Annotated in this window: 8 protein-coding genes; all 8 read left to right on the top strand. The window is 48.7% G+C overall.

What is annotated here, in order from left to right:
• Positions 1–12 precede the first annotated feature (12 nt).
• From HMPREF9442_RS10975 to HMPREF9442_RS10940, 8 genes are read left to right on the top strand one after another with little or no spacing between them, the layout of a single operon-like run.
• On the top strand, positions 13–3,303 hold the full coding sequence (locus HMPREF9442_RS10975; RefSeq protein WP_040603007.1) for a SusC/RagA family TonB-linked outer membrane protein: 3,291 nt from the start codon (positions 13–15) through the stop codon (positions 3,301–3,303).
• Positions 3,304–3,319: 16 nt separating this feature from the next.
• Positions 3,320–4,933, top strand: coding sequence for a RagB/SusD family nutrient uptake outer membrane protein (locus HMPREF9442_RS10970; protein ID WP_253271104.1), 1,614 nt, complete (start codon positions 3,320–3,322; stop codon positions 4,931–4,933).
• 18 nt (positions 4,934–4,951) lie between these two features.
• The gene (locus tag HMPREF9442_RS10965; RefSeq protein WP_040603006.1) at positions 4,952–6,583 is read left to right on the top strand and encodes a fasciclin domain-containing protein; all 1,632 of its coding nucleotides are present in this window, start codon (positions 4,952–4,954) and stop codon (positions 6,581–6,583) included.
• Between the two features lie 4 nt (positions 6,584–6,587).
• Positions 6,588–9,683 carry a SusC/RagA family TonB-linked outer membrane protein gene (locus HMPREF9442_RS10960; protein WP_008628487.1) on the top strand — a complete coding sequence of 1,032 codons (3,096 nt, stop codon included), beginning with the start codon at positions 6,588–6,590 and terminating at the stop codon, positions 9,681–9,683.
• 5 nt (positions 9,684–9,688) lie between these two features.
• Positions 9,689–11,413, top strand: coding sequence for a RagB/SusD family nutrient uptake outer membrane protein (locus HMPREF9442_RS10955; RefSeq protein ID WP_008628485.1), 1,725 nt, complete (start codon positions 9,689–9,691; stop codon positions 11,411–11,413).
• A 13-nt stretch (positions 11,414–11,426) separates the two neighbouring features.
• Positions 11,427–14,024, top strand: coding sequence for an alginate lyase family protein (locus tag HMPREF9442_RS10950; protein WP_008628483.1), 2,598 nt, complete (start codon positions 11,427–11,429; stop codon positions 14,022–14,024).
• A gap of 38 nt (positions 14,025–14,062) precedes the next feature.
• Positions 14,063–15,391: an alginate lyase family protein gene (locus HMPREF9442_RS10945; RefSeq protein ID WP_050795522.1), complete on the top strand. Its 1,329-nt coding sequence runs from the start codon at positions 14,063–14,065 to the stop codon at positions 15,389–15,391.
• Entirely contained in the window at positions 15,388–15,966 is a 579-nt protein-coding gene (locus HMPREF9442_RS10940; protein ID WP_008628481.1) for a DUF4979 domain-containing protein, read from the top strand. Before HMPREF9442_RS10945 ends, HMPREF9442_RS10940 begins: the two co-directional genes overlap by 4 nt.
• The last annotated feature ends 157 nt before the right edge of the window (positions 15,967–16,123 follow it).

Below are 16,123 nucleotides of genomic sequence, written 5' to 3'. Positions count from 1 at the left end.
AACAGCAATGCAATGAAGAGAGTATTGATATTATTGGCTTTTTTAGGCACAATGCTGCATGCCGGGGCGCAGGTGATGGTGAGCGGGCATGTGGTGGATGCGAATGACGGCCTTGAACTGATGGGCTGTACCGTGGCTGAAAAGGATGCCACGAACCGTGTGGTCGGGGGAATGACTACGGATATGAACGGTAACTTCGCATTCAAGGTGAAGAATGTGAACAATAAGTTGGTGTTCACCTATATGGGGTATAAGACGCAGGAGTTTCCCATCGGCTCTCAACGCAAGTTCAACGTCAAGATGGTGGACAATACGATGAAAGTGAGCGAAGTGGTGGTCAAGGCTCATAAAAAAGGTCCGGACGGGGCGTTCAATATCCCCCAACGGGAGGTGAGCATGGCCATGACGACGTTCAAGATGGATGCCATGGAAGGCGTATCGGTGGCTTCGGCGGACGATGCCTTGCAGGGACGTGTGGCCGGTCTGGACATTGTCATGGGAGGAAGTCCCGGTTCGGGCAGCCAAATGCGTATCCGTGGAACAACTTCCATAACCGGTAATTCGCAGCCTTTGGTGGTAGTCAATGGTGTTCCTTACAGTGGTGAAATAGATGAGAGCTTCGACTTCGGCACGGCCAATGAAGAAGAATATGCGGACTTGTTGAGCGTGAACACGGAGGATATCGAAGAAATCACGGTACTTAAGGATGCGGCTTCTACGGCCATGTGGGGATCCAAAGGAGCCAACGGTGTGCTGCTTATCAAGACCAAGCGGGGTACACGCGGCAAGACACGGGTTTCTTATACCTATAAATTATCCGGTGCCACACAGCCCAAGGGAATGAAGCTCCTGTCGGGCGGTGACTATACCATGATGATGAAGCAGGCATATTTCAACCGTACGCTGAGTGGGCGCGACGAGACTTATGAACAGTATGACTATGACGAGTTGCGTTATGAACCCGATAACCAGAATTACAATAATAATACAGACTGGGTGGACGAGGTGACGCGTCACGGTTGGACGAATGACCACTACCTGACCGTATCGGGAGGAGGCGAAAGGGCTGCTTTCCGTATTTCGGGAGGATATTATGACGAGAAAGGTACGGTCATGGGTGAACGTTACAAACGTTTCTCTACCCGTTCGCAGTTGGATTATTATGTGTCCGACCGTATGTTGTTTACCTCAGAGTTCCAGTTTACCTATTCGGATAACGACCGTAATTATGATAAATTGTTAGATATAGCTTACAAGAAGATGCCGAACATGGCCGTTTACGAGGAAGATGCAGACGGAAACAGTACCGGGCGTTACCTTAACATGGACATCAATACGGACTTCAACAAGGAACAGCGTGACTTGAAGAATCCTGTGGCTTTGGGCAAGTTGGCCAAAAATGACCTGAAAGGTTATCGTCTGATGCCGAAGATGTCCTTGCAGTATGACTTTTTCGATCCGGCAAAGCATTATCTGCGTTATTTGGGATGGGTGGCCATCGATTTGAACAACGAAAGGGAGGAAAAGTTCTTGCCGGCCGAATGCGTGTACAACGCTGCGGACAATTACGGTTCGGCCAATGTGGCAGAAACCAAGACTTCCGGTAAACTGACTGTGGCAACGGAGCATGGTATCACTTATCAGAGCCATTTCCTGAATGACGACCATAACTTGCAGGCACAGGCTCTGATGCAATTGACTACTACGACCAGCCATTCCCAATATGTGAAAAAACAAGGATTGCCGAGTTCGGATATTACGGATGCCACGGCTACAGGTTATATTTCAGGAACGGAGAACGGTAACAGTAATGATAAGACCTTGGGGTGGATGGGACGCGTGCACTACAGCTTCAAGGGACGTTACATCTTTGATGCCAATTTACGTGTGGACGGATCCACGCAATTCGGCCCCTCCAACCGTTACGGCTTCTTCCCCGGCGTGGGTGGAAAATGGATTATTTCGGATGAACCTTGGTTGAACAAGTACACTGGAAAGGTTCTGACATTGTTGGCTTTCCGTCCGAGTTGGGGTATTGCCGGACGACAACCCGGGAAAAACTACCTGCAATACAGCTTGTTGACAACGAATTCCACGGGATATATGGATTTGAGCGCGGTGTATCCTACCCGTATCCGGCTCGACGGCTTGAAATGGGAAAAGGTGACCTCGTTGAACTTGGGATTCGATATGGAACTTTGGAACGGGAAGGTATCTGTCGTGTATGATTGGTACAAGAAGCGTACGGACGACTTGTTGTTTAAGGATATCGATATACCGTCTTCTTCTGGTTTTGCTACTTTGACCTACAAGAACGTAGGACGGATGGACAATGACGGTTGGGAACTTACAGTCAATTTCAACAAGGTGGTGGAAAAAGGCAAGTTCTCGTTGGATATCAATACGAACTTTGCTTCTAACAAGAACATGATCCGAAGCCTTGATCCGAGTGTATTGAACAACTTCAACAATCATTCGGCCTTTGGGAACGGTGCTTATTATACCCGTTTGCAGGAGGGAAATTCTTTCGGTTCTATTTACGGCTTCCGCTACAAAGGTGTGTATTCTTACAGTTATGACCGTTATGACCAGGCTGTTGCCGAGGGAAAAACCTGTCCGGTGGCCCGGGATGAGAACGGTGTGCCGATGACGAACTTCGACGGAACGGTGAAACCGATGTACTATTACCACAGCACGACCAAGTACCAGTTCCAAGGTGGGGATGCCATTTACGAGGACATTAACCACGACGGTAGTATCGACCAGTATGATGTGGTTTATTTAGGAAACTGTAACCCCAAAATGCAGGGTGGTTTCGGGTTCACTTTGCGTTATGACCGTTTCTCCGTGAATCTGTTCTGCAATTACCGTTGGGGCAACAAGATTGTGAATATGGCCCGTATGAACGCCGAGAACATGTATAATGCCTACAATCAGTGTACGACGGTGAATTGGCGTTGGCGTAAGGAAGGTGATGTGACCGACATGCCTCGTGCCGTATATAACCAAGGGTACAATTGGTTGGCTTCCGACCGTTATGTGGAAGACGGATCGTTCCTTCGTGTGAAATATATCACTTTCCGTTACCGTTTTCCCTCTAATTGGGTAAAGCGTATCGGAATGACGAACCTGAGTGCTTATCTCACGGTGAACAACCTTTGGTGTTTTACCAAATATTCCGGTGTAGATCCAGAGATTTCTATTTGTACGGATACGGCCAAAGACTATTATGGCATAGCTGTGGACAACTCCATGACTCCACGTGCCAAGGAATGGACTTTCGGACTTTCAGCCACATTTTAATTAAAAAACGGAAATGATGAAAACAATGAAATACTATCTGAAAAATATCTTGTTGGCAGCCTCATGCCTGTGGGCTTTTACTGCATGCAACGATTTCCTGACACTTTATCCGGAAGATGACATCGTGGACGATGAATATTGGGAGACGGGAGAGGATGTGCAGAGCGTGGTGGCCTCTTGCTACCGTTTTATGTTGGAAGACAATGTGATTAGCCGGATAATCTATTGGGGGGAGGCGCGTTCGGACAATATGGATTATTCGACATCGGCTTCTACGGACGAACAGTATCTGAAAGATGCCAATCTGCTGTCCTCTAACGCATTGGTGACTTGGGGCGATTTTTATAAAGTCATCAATATCTGTAACAAGGTCATTAAGTCGGCTCCTGCCGTACGTGATCGTGATGCCAACTTTACCGAAGAACGTTTGCACAATTATCTGGCAGAAGCATATACCTTGCGTGCGCTCTGTTATTTCTATTTGATACGTAGTTTCGGTGATGTGCCTTACGTGACGGAACCCAGCGAAAGTGAACAGCAGGATTACCAAGTGGCACAGAGTTCGGCTGACGGTGTTATCGTACCGGCCATGATAGAGGATTTGAAACTGGCGGAAAGTTATGCTCCAGAGGAGTGGCCCACGGAACAGTACACTCGTGGACGCATTACAAAAAATGGCGTGCGTGCGCTTCTGGCCGATGTGTATTTGTGGAAAGCTTCCGATGTAGGCAATGCCGATGCACGTGCCGACTATCAAGCTTGTGTGGATGCTTGTGACCGCGTGTTGCGCAATGAAGCTTTATATGAGACGGAGATGATGATGGTGGAGGGAAACCGTATATATAATTCGGTCTTTTATACAGGAAATTCCACCGAGAGCATTTTCGAATTGAATTTCGACAGCGAAGGGAAGATGAATGGTGCTACGGCCAATCTGTATGGTAACAGCAGCAAGGGTAAGAGTGCGCATTTCGAACCGACAGCGCAAATGTTCAATGCTTATCAGGACGTGCAATATGATTACCGTGCCCGTGACTTTGTGGCAGCTACTGTGGATGTCGGGTCGGACGGTGCTGTTGTTCCTCCTACGAGTTTCAAAGTGTTCAAGTATGAAGGGCAGTCGCCGGCATCGGCTTTGGTGCCCCATTCTTCGGGAGAATATGTTTACCGAAGTTCTACCAGTACGGCTAATTGGATATTCTACCGTCTTTCCGACATTTATTTGATGAAAGCGGAAGCTTTGGCCGAAATGGCTGTGACGGATGACGAACGGAAGACGGTTATCTCGTTGTGTAACGTCACTTACAAGCGTGCCACGATGGAAATGGATTCATTGGAGTATGCAGATTATCCTACGATGGATGACGTGCGTGCGATGGTTCTGCAAGAACGTCGTCGCGAGCTTTGCTTCGAGGGTAAGAGATGGTACGACCTGTTGCGCAAGGTGCGCCGGGAAGGGTCAACTTCAAATTCGTATGCTTTGTTAGAGGAGGCGTATGCCCGTGAGATTTCTACTTACAAGGCTCGCCTGTCCAATCCGTTGGCTTGGTATCTTCCCATATCGTTGACGGAGATGAACGCCAATACCCAATTACACCAGAATTCATATTATGCAACAAAAGAACAGTAATTCCAAATGAAGGACATCATGAAGAAGATTATGATAAAAATATCGTTAGCCGCCGGGGCATTGGCCGTTATGGCCGGTTGCCAGGATAACCTGTGGGACGAGCATTACGGTTTGGACGGGACCGTGGAGACCCGTAACCTGATGCAAGTGTTGGAGAGCATGCCGGAGTACTCTGAGTTTTGCAGTGTGGTGAAACGTGCGGGACTGGATTCCGTATTGGCCACGGACCAGACCTTTACGGTATGGGTTCCGGACAATGAGGCTATGGCCGGTTACACGGTGAATGCGGAAACGAAGTCTCAATTCTTGGAGAACCATATTTCCCGTTACCTTTATGGAGGGGTAGACTTGGCCGATACTTCTTCCGTGAGGGTGAAAATGCTGAACGGGAAATCGCAGGACTATGCCCGTGAAAACGGTAACTATACTTTTGCCGGAGTTCCGGTAAAGGCAGAAGAAATCCCGGCCGGAAACGGACTGGTTCACGGTTTGTCGCGGATAGCCCCGTTCTATTATAATCTGTATGAGAATATCTGCCAGGAAGGAAATGGGACGGATTCGCTTGCGGCATTCCTGACTTCTTTTGACGAATACACGTTCAATGAGGAAAAGAGTACGGCTATCGGCAAGAACGCTTTGGGACAAATCGTGTACGATTCGATTTTCGATTTCAATAATGATTGGTTGCGGCGGTATGGTCATTTGCATTCGGAAGACAGTGTGTACACGATGATTGTTCCCTCTGATGAGGGATGGAAAAAAAGCCGGGGGCGTATGGCAGAGTATTTCCGTACTTTCGGCGAGACGTTGAAAGACACCGTGAAATCCTTGATTATTCCAGACAGGGAGTATGCCGTAAGTACGGCCTTGTCGGACTCCTTGTCGGAAGCTTGGATGAAGCAAGCCATTTGTATGGATTTGGTATTCCGCAAGGACGTTGATTTTTCCTCTGTTCCCGGTGATTCTTTGGCTTCCACTTCGGGCAATGTATTCCATCATCCTTCTTACCTGTTAGCCGGGGCCGTTGAAGAACCTGTCAGCAACGGCCGGATTTGGAAAACCGATGACTTGCTCCATAAGCCGGAGGAGTCTTGGTTGAAGACCATCGTGGTCGAGGCCGAGAATACTTCGGGACGAGAGTCCAATTATGCGGTTATCAGTTCGCGCAGCTCGTCCGCTACTCTGTTTCGGGATTCTGTATCAGAACAACGTTTTATTGAGGTGACGGCTACCAGTGAGAATCCTCGCCAACAGCCTATTGTACAGTTTACCGTGCCTAATACATTGGCAGCCCGGTACAACGTGTATTGTGTGTTTGCTCCGGCTTGTGCCTATATGGAGGGCGTGGAAGCTGACAGTACGAAAGTGAATTTTTATTTGAATTATGTGCATGAGGATGGTAGGATGTATGAGGATGAGGTAATCGTGGGTGAGACTCCGACGAATGGCAGTACCATGACGAAGATGTTCGTCACCCAAATCAAGTTGCCTTATGCCAACTATTCGGAATCCCCCTTTTCCGGTCCTGAAACGCAGGATAATGATTGCGTGAAACTGCGTGTGCAGGCGAATGTGGCCCGGAATGAGACGACGAAATATACCCGTACCATGCGGATAGATTGCCTAATTTTTGAACCTGTAATAGAATAATGCGATGACGGACATATTAAAATATGCCATGATGACCATGGCTTTGGGATTTGTTTCCGCACAGGCCGGAGAACTTTTCGGACGGGGAAAAGAGGTGCGAGAAATGTATGTGAGTGGAAAGGTGACAGACGCACAGACCGGATATCCTGTGCAAGGAGTCAGGGTGGCAGCTGGAGCGTGGTCTTCTTTGACGGACGAAAATGGTAGGTATAGAGTGCGTGTACCGTCTTATATGGTACAATTGACGCTTTCTTCGGAAGGATACTTGCAGCGTATCGTGCCTTTGCAGGGCGATTCGGTGAAGGAGGTTTCTGTGTACAGTGATGCGTTCCTGACGTTGAAAGGGGAGGATGCCTTTACCAATACGCAAGCCGTTTCATTAGATGATGTGTTGGGGGAACGATGGGGAAGCGATGTGCGTACGGCCACCCGGAGTGCTGTGGGCGGTGAAGGTTCCAACATGTTCATACGGGGATACAATTCATTAAATGTGAACGCACAGCCTTTGATCGTTGTGGATGGTACGATATGGGATACTTCTACGTTGGTGGAGACCGTTCATGACGGCTTTTATGAGAATCCGTTGGCTTTTATTGACGTGAACGACATAGAGTCCGTACAGGTTATCAAGGACGCGACTTCTTTATACGGCAGTAAAGGAGCTAATGGGGTTATCCTTGTGTCGACGAAGCGTGGGCGCAGCATTACGACCCGTATCGCAGCCGACTTGTCTTTCGGTTTCCAACAGGCTCCTAAAGCCATGAGGGTGATGGGGAGCGATGCCTATCGTACCTATTTGAGTGAGATGCTGAAAGGCAGCGGGCAGTCTGGCAAGTGGGCTACGTTGTTCGATGGATATTTAGGAATGAATCCGGCAGCAGCGGACTATTCCACTTACCACCAGCATAATGATTGGACGGATAATGTGACCCGTAACGGCAATATGCAGCATTACGGCATTAATGTGCAGGGCGGGGACGATATTGCCAAGTATTCCATTTCGTTGAGCTATGACGGACAGAAAGGCGTAGTGGAAGAAACGGACTTTTCCCGTTTGAACGCCCGTATCAATTCCGATGTGTTCCTGACCAAGACCTTGACTTTGGCTACGGATGTGTATTTTACGAATCTGAATTATACGCTTCAGGATGACGGGGTGAACAAGACCACCTCGCCGCGTTATTTGGCACTGGTTAAGGCTCCTTTTTTGGTGGGATACAGCTATACTGACGATGGTACTCAGTTGACGAACACGCTGAATGACGTGGATGATTTGGGTGTGTCCAATCCGTTGGCTTTGTTGGCCAATGCCGAGAATACGAACAAACAATACCGTTTCGGGGTGAGTTTGGCACCGAAATGGGACATAACGGACAACTGGTCAGTTGAGGGGCGTTTTAGTTATAGCTTCAATAACTCTAAAAGCCATTATTTTTCCCCGATGGTAGGCGTGTCCCCGCAAGTCGTTGGCAATCAAGTGTGGGAGAATACGGTGAAGGACCAGACGGTAACACAGAACAACTTGTTCGGTGAGGCCAAAGTGTCTTATCATAAGTTGATTCACAATGACCATTTTGTGGATGCCTTTGTGGGATACCGCATTATGAATTCCTCTTTCAAGAGTGTATATGAGGACGGTCATAATACGGGAAACGACAAGGTATCGAACATGAATAATTCTTTGTCTTACCGTACGGTGGACGGCTTGAACACCGATTGGAGTTCCGTGGCTTTGTATGCACAAGGAAAATATACCTATCAGGAACGTTATACTTTGTGGGCGGCAGTTTCCATGGATGCTTCTTCCCGTTTCGGAAAGGATGCCCCCGGAAGTTTCCGGATGTGCGGAGGCACGTGGGGGACGTTCCCGAGTGTAGGTGGCTCATGGTTAGTCACTAATGAACGTTTTATGCGTCCATTGGCTTTTGTCGACCGTTTGAACCTAAGAGCCAGTTTCGGTATCACAGGGAACGACAACATCGACGGTATGTATGGCTATTCTTATCTTTCCGGAGTGAATTATCTGGGTTCAGCCGTGGGTCTGAAGTTGGCGAACCTTGCCAATTCTGCCTTGAAATGGGAGACGACACGCAAATGGAACGTGGGTGTGGATTTGGCTTTCCTGAACGACCGGTTGGGCATCAGCGTGGATTATTACCAACATCGGACGAAAGACTTGCTCACATGGAAGCAAGCAGATACGGAAACCGGTTTGGAAGATTTCCTGCAAAACGGAGGCGAACTTTCCAACAAAGGAATCGAAATAGCCTTTTCTGCCAAAGTGTTGGATACCAAACCGTTCAAATGGAATACGGAAATAGGCATCGCTCGCTATAGGAATGAAATCACGGCCTTGCCGGATGGGGATTACACTACGGAGATATTGGGGGGAGAAGTCTTGACTTCTGTAGGCCGTCCTGCCGGAGTGTTCTATGGTTATGAGGCTCACGGGGTGTATGCTACGGAAGCCGAGGCGCGTGTTGCAGGATTGAGGATACAGAATGAAGATGCCTCCTATAGCACTTTTCATGCCGGTGATGTACGTTTTGCCGACTTGCACGCAGACGGGGTATTGGATGATAAGGACAAAACGGTCATAGGTGATCCGAATCCTGATTTCACTGGTTCGTGGGGAAACCGTTTCACGATGGGGCGTTTTGCTTTGGACCTACTCTGTACGTTCAAATGTGGCGGTGATATATACAATTATCAACGGCAGACTTTGGAGAGCATGTCCGGTACGTTCAACCAGACTCAGGCGGTCATGAACCGTTGGCGCTACGAAGGACAGGTGACGGATATGCCGAAAGCGGTGTATGGCGACCCGATGGGGAACAGTCGTTTCAGTTCGCGTTGGATAGAAGACGGCAGCTTTTTCAAGTTGAAGGATGTACGTCTGTCTTATCGTTGGCCTATCAACAACATTTATATCCAAGGCGTAACGTTTTGGGCGGGTGCTTCCAACCTTTTGACCTTGACCAAGTATCTGGGGCCGGATCCGGACGTGTCCATGCAGTCCGGTGTGTTGTACCAAGGTATCGACAATGGATTGTTGAGCCACGGTCGTTCTTATCAAATCGGTGTGAAACTTAATTTGTAAAAACCATGAAGAAGATTTTGAGATATACCTTATTATATATAGGTTTTGGATGCGCCGGATGGTTGTGTGCTTCTTGCAGCGACTTTTTTGAAACGGATTCTGATGCCGTGTTGAAAACCGATGGGCAGCGTTACGAGGACGAAACAGCAGCCCGGGCCGGGTTGTTCGGCCTGTTGCAAGGGTTGCAGGCTGTCGGGGACAATTATGTGATTATGGGCGAACTCCGGGGGGACCTGATGGATGTGACGGAAAACTCCTCTCAGGAATTGCATGACATCTGTGAATTCAATGTGGATGAGGAAAACTCTTACCTGAAAGAACGCGAATATTATGCGTTGATTAACAATTGCAATTATTATATCCACCGCTTGGATACCACTATTACCCGTAGGGAGGAGGATAAGAATTATCCTGTCAAGGTGTTGCGTCCTTATATGGCACAGGCCAAGACGCTCCGTGCTTGGTGTTACTTGCAGTTGTGTTTGGATTATGGACGGGTGAAGTATGCTGACGATGCCTTTTTGGATGTGAGTCGTCCGGTGGAGATGCGGACATTGGATTTGGATGGTTTGTTGCCTGTGTTGATTCAGGATTTGGAAAACGTGTTGCCTTGGATGGTATCGGACGACACGCCGACAAGCAATGGCTGGGTGATGGGAAATGCAGATCCTGGTTTTGCCGGTTCTGTGCGATACGAGAATTATACGGCCAACCAACTGATGTTGCCTATACGTTTCGTGTTGGGCGAACTTTATATGTGGAACCGTGATTTCTTGAAAGCGGCGCAAACATATTATGACCTGATATATTGGAACCGTTTGACGACATCTTCTTATGCAAATTCCTACAATGAGTCCACGTTGTTGCCTGCCGGAATGAATTGGCCGACACAGTTCTCAGGGTTCGCGTATTCCGACATTTTGACAGCTATTCCTTTTACTGACGAATATGCAGGGAATTCTTCCGGATTATCCAAAATGTTCAATTCTTCGTATGTTCTGGCTCCTTCCCAAACGTTGATTGATTTGTTCAATGGACAGGCTTATACCATCAACACCAAACCCGTGAGCGGAGACTTGCGTGGAGAATACGGTACATACGTCCGGGAGATGGAAACCGTGAACGGGAGTGAGACGGAACGTCCGTATGTGGACAAGTATAATTATATGGAAGCCAATGACAACGCTTACGTTATCTTGTGCCGCACGGCTTTGGTTTACCTGCGTTATGCCGAGGCCGTCAATCGCTTGGGAAAGCCTAAACTGGCATTCTATGGTGTGCTGAAATATGGCCTGAACAAGGATACTTATGAAATATACAATGACCTGTTGAAAGACGAATTGACCGGTGAGCCTTGGATAGATTTCGGGCTTACGTATTCGGGAAATGTGGGCTTCTTCTCCGGGAACTACGGTTTGCACGGGCGTGGTTGTGGGCAACAGAACCTGCAGCTTGACCCGACGTATGTCATCGAAGAATGTGCTACGGCCGAAGATACCCTGCGATTCGTGGAGGACGAACTTCTTGCGGAATATGCCTTGGAGACGGCATTGGAGGGTAACCGTTTCCATGACCTGATGCGCATTGCCCGTTATCGGAACGATCCTTCTTATTTGGCAGACAAAGTGGCAGATAAGTTTACGGGTAGCGGACGCGAGGCCATACGCGCCAAACTGAAAAATCCGCAGAACTGGTATTTGCCTACGACGGTGAAGTTTGACGGAAAATAAAAAAGGAGGATGTATGAAAAAGATGATATTATTGTGCGTTTGCCTGGCCGGACTGAATGCCATGGGGCAGCAGCGTGTGTTTAAGCATCCCGGCATATCCTATACACAGGCTGACATCGACAGGATGCGGGCCATGGTGGATGTCGGTCAAGAACCTTATTATTCGGCTTTCCTTGAATTCAAGGAAAGCCGTTACACGACTTATCGTGACTATGAACGTCCTTTGCCTGTCCACGAAGGGCAGCCTGTCATTTGGGATAATCCTAATTTGTGGTTGGATGAGTTCGGACAGGTGGCTTTCCATAATGCCATGATGTGGAAGCTGACGGATGAAACGTCCTATGCGGACAAAGCCGTGGCCGTGCTGAACCGCTATGCTCCCGTACGTAGTATTAAACCTTATGGGACGAATTGCTTGGATGCTTCCAAGGCTACCATGCTCATTGAGGCTGCCGAATTATTGCGTGATTATGAGGGATGGAAACCCGAAGACCAACAGGGGTTCAAGGATTTCCTGGTGAGTCCCGGATATAGTACAGTGGAAGATTATTATGCCAAATACTCCTCATCCGACACGTTGGAAAACCGTGTGACGGTGTATTGGAATATTTTTCAAGGTGATCCGGGACGACATGGCAACCAAGGCTTGTATGGTTTGCGTACCCTGATGGCCATGGGTATCTATTTGGACAACGATACCATTTACGAGCGGGCTTACCGAAAATTGTTGAGTCTGTCCCATCGTCAGGATGACCTGCCTTATCCTAAAGGGCCGAAAATACCGCACGGTGTTCAGTCACACGTGAATGATGAATACTATATCTTATATGACGCAAGCAAGATTACGGTGGGCGAGGAGAAAGACTATGGTTATGACGATGAGTTGAAGTATTGGATTTGGGAGAACGGCCAGTGTCAGGAGGCTTCGCGTGACCAAGGGCATATCATGGACGGCATGTGTAATATGGTGGACATTGCCCGTACGGCATGGAACCAAGGCGATGACGTGTTTTCTGCCTACGGCGGGCGAATCTTGCAGGGCATCACTTATGCAGCCAAGTACAACTACGGTTGGTATAACCGTGAACAGATGAAGAACAAGTATTGGCCGGAAGAAGAACTTTTTGAGCCAACGGTGGAGAATGGGCAATTCATCCGCCGCATGGCGCGTTGTGCCCGTTGGGAGGGCCTGAAAATCAATCCATGGTCGGAAGGAAACCAAACGGATTGGACGAGAGGGAAGCAGTTTCACAGTCCCGGTACGATGTGGATGCAATATAAGGTACGTATGGGATTACCGGCAGATAGTTTGCTTTGGGTACAGCGTGCTTTCGATGTGAAGAAGGCGGAGGATGGCAGCATGCCCGGAGGTTTGTTGGATTACCGTACGGTTTGGATGGCCGGAGATGGCGGGACGTTTGTGGATGGTCGGCATGTGTCTGGGCTTCCGGCCTTGCCTGGAACGATACGGGCCGTGGATTATGACTTCTATAGTTTGGCCGCAAACGGTGAAGGGCTGACTTACCATGACAAAGGCACGGAAAAATGTAAGTTGTATCGTACGGACGGTACCGTGGAAATAGAAACGGTAGGCGATAGCTATGTCGTAACCGGGATGGAAGATGGTGAATGGATGAACTATAGTTTTACCGTAGCCAAAGACGGGTATTATCGCATTTGGGCCGATGCTGAGGTGTCGGTAGTTGGAGGCGCACTGTATGCCGCAGTGGATAATGGCACGGCTGTTGGGGGCGAATTGCCTGTGGGACAAGGATTCCAAGAACATGAGTTAGGTGTGTTGAGGCTTCGTGCGGGTGCCAGTGTGTTGCGTATGACCGTAAAAGGAACGGATAATGCAGTCCGTCTGCGTTCTATCCGTGTGGAGGAGACAGCCCGTCCTTCGGAAGAAACCGATTATGTGTGGAACTCCCGTGATTATTCTACTCCTATAGGGAAAGGGGAAATTCTGACAGACCAGAGTGACAAACTTTTGGTTTCCAATCGTTATGCAAGTGAACTTGTACCGACTTTTACCGTGGTGGGCGAACCTATGGCATATCATATAACTTCGGATAAATTGTACTTGGCTATCCATGGTGTGAACTTGAACATGGTGGCGTTCCAAGAAGCAACCTATCGGTTACCCGGAGGAATGGATGACGAGACGAAGGCCAGTACGAGCGGGCAGGCGGCAACCTATTCCGTGAAAGGATGCGGAGCGGGCGGAGACGAACAGTTGTTCGTCTGGCAGTTGGATTCTTCTGCCAACCGCCGTATCGAGCCTTTATTGGGGGATTGCTATGCGGAAGGCGTGGAGGCTTACACATTGAAAGGTTTGTGCTTTGCCGTGAATGGAGAGTCGCTGTATAAAGACACGAGAATAGATGACATTGGCTTTTATACCTTGGAAGAGTTGATGGCACGCTATGGTGAGGATTTGAAAGATACTCCTCTTACTGTGCCTCGCATATCAATGGAATGTGAAGGTTCTCCTGCCGTTTACCGTATAGACGGTACTCGCGTGCCGGTGGATACCTCCGGGCCGGATTGGCGCGTGGCCTTGCCGGGCGGAATCTATGTGGTGGACGGTAAAAAGTTGGTTTTGCCATGAGGTACGGAATTTGTGGAACAGTAAATAAAAGATATGATATGACACACAGACATTTTTTGCGTGGCTTGTTATTGGTCTTACTCAGTGTTTGGGGCATGAAGGCAGAAAGTGCCGGATTAGAGGAAAATGGCGAAAAGTCGTTTGTCCACCCCGGTATCGTTGTCACGAAGGAGAGCGTGTCCCGAATGAAAGACTATATTGCTCGTCGGGCTTATCCTGTGTATGAAGGTTTTCTATTATTGAAATCTTCGCCCCGAGTAGGAGAGGCATATAAAATGAACGGCCCTTACCCTTATATTTCGCGCGACCATCCGGATTACAAGTACACCTCGAATGGGATGAGTTCGGATTTCAGTGCGGCCTACGAGGATGCCCTGATGTGGGTGTTGACGGACAACCGGATGTATGCCCGTAAATCGATGGATATCCTTTCGGCTTATGCTTCTACCTTGCAAGGAATACCAGAATCGAACGACCGCATGCTTTTGGCAGGCTTGGAAGGATTTAAGATAGCCAGTGCCTTGGAAATACTGAAGCATACGGACTCCGGAATCCCTGGGACCGAGATTGAAAACGTCGTGGCTATGTTGAAGGAACATTTTCAGCGGGCAATGGACGATTTTTATGCCATGCCGGCCTGTACCAACGGAAATTGGGGCTTGATCGTGACGAAGGCTTATATGGCAACAGCCATCCTGACGGATGACAGGGAAATGTATGACCGGGCAAAGGATTTCTACCTGAACGGAGAGGATAACGGCACGATTCGGAACTATATCGACGGTGAGACCGGACAGCTTCAGGAGAGCGGGCGTGACCAACAGCATAGCATGTTGGGACTGTCGGCCATGGCGATGGTGTGTGAGGTAGCTTGGCATCAGGGAGATGACCTTTATGGGTTGTTGGACAACCGTTTCTTGAAAGGGTGCGAGTATGTGGCACGTTACAATTTGGGCTACGATGTCCCTTACAAGGTATGGAAAGATGTGACAGGAAAATACAGCAACTGGCCGGTCATATCGGAAAAAGGACGAGGGGTGATACGTCCCATCTTCGAGGCTCCATTCAACCATTATGTCCATCGCCGTGGGTTGGAAATGCCCTATACGGAGGAGTTATTGGAGAAGTTCCGTCCTGAGGGTTTCAATCCCGAAGGTGATTGCGGGTCTTTATTGTTCTATGAGGCTGCTCCGTTGCCTGCTCCCGAAGGTCTGGGACATTTGGATGAAGACTTTGCCCGTGCGGATGCGACGGTGGCCGGATGGACGGCTGTGACTTCCGGCGTGGAGCTTGCTGTGGATGACGGGTGTATGGTGGTGCATTGTGCCAAGCAGTCTGACGTTCCTATCGCGGGGACATCAAGTTGACGGGAAAGACTTTGCTTGATGGGCGTAACTGGCCTGTGTTTGCCATCAAGGTGGACGGCGCGGAACCTGACCGGATTGCGGTGGACACGGAACGCGGGCCTTTCGGCAACGGTTACGGTAAGTGGACCGGTCGTATCGGGGACGACGTGTATTATTGCGACCTCCGCACGAGAAATTTCGGTGCGGATAACCGGTTGGGCAGTGAAGACCTATGGGAACTTTCGCGGTTCGGTTTGAAAGTGGCGGGATTAGTGAATGATGTTTATCGTGTGGCTTGGGTTAAAACATTCCGTAGTGTGGAAGAACTGGAAAACTTTGTTACGGGAGTGCCATCAATACAAACCGTTGCTGATGTGCGTTATGATGTACATGGGAGCGTGCTTCGTCTGTGGGCAGACGGGGCATTGCTCGATTTACGGCTATATTCGGCTGATGGTAGCCTTTGCAGTATGTTGGGTGACAGATGGGGCAAGACGGAAATACACCTGCCGGGGCGTGGGGTATTTGTCTTGCGTTGGAGTGACAACGGTAGGCGATGCCGTTCATTGAAGGTTTGCATGGGGGATATGAGATAAATGTAAGAATGGGTGGTAAAGTGCTATTCTTTGTCGATATAATTCAATGTATTGGTTGAGGCTTTCCCTTACCTTTGTAACAAGGTAATCCGGTTTCTTTTATCAAAATGAGAAGGAGCACCAATAATTATCTTGATTTCTAATTTTTAAAATTAAC

It is taken from the genome of Paraprevotella xylaniphila YIT 11841, assembly GCF_000205165.1.
Taxonomy (GTDB): Bacteria; Bacteroidota; Bacteroidia; order Bacteroidales; family Bacteroidaceae; genus Paraprevotella; species Paraprevotella xylaniphila.
The sequence above is the reverse complement of the archived record's forward strand: the minus strand, read 5'-3'. Positions and strand labels throughout refer to the sequence as shown.

Coding starts and splice junctions, on each gene's coding strand:
- HMPREF9442_RS10975 (WP_040603007.1), top strand. CDS start 13: ATGAAGAGAGTATTGATATTATTGGCTTTTTTAGGCACAATGCTGCAT.
- HMPREF9442_RS10970 (WP_253271104.1), top strand. CDS start 3,320: ATGAAAACAATGAAATACTATCTGAAAAATATCTTGTTGGCAGCCTCA.
- HMPREF9442_RS10965 (WP_040603006.1), top strand. CDS start 4,952: ATGAAGAAGATTATGATAAAAATATCGTTAGCCGCCGGGGCATTGGCC.
- HMPREF9442_RS10960 (WP_008628487.1), top strand. CDS start 6,588: ATGACGGACATATTAAAATATGCCATGATGACCATGGCTTTGGGATTT.
- HMPREF9442_RS10955 (WP_008628485.1), top strand. CDS start 9,689: ATGAAGAAGATTTTGAGATATACCTTATTATATATAGGTTTTGGATGC.
- HMPREF9442_RS10950 (WP_008628483.1), top strand. CDS start 11,427: ATGAAAAAGATGATATTATTGTGCGTTTGCCTGGCCGGACTGAATGCC.
- HMPREF9442_RS10945 (WP_050795522.1), top strand. CDS start 14,063: ATGACACACAGACATTTTTTGCGTGGCTTGTTATTGGTCTTACTCAGT.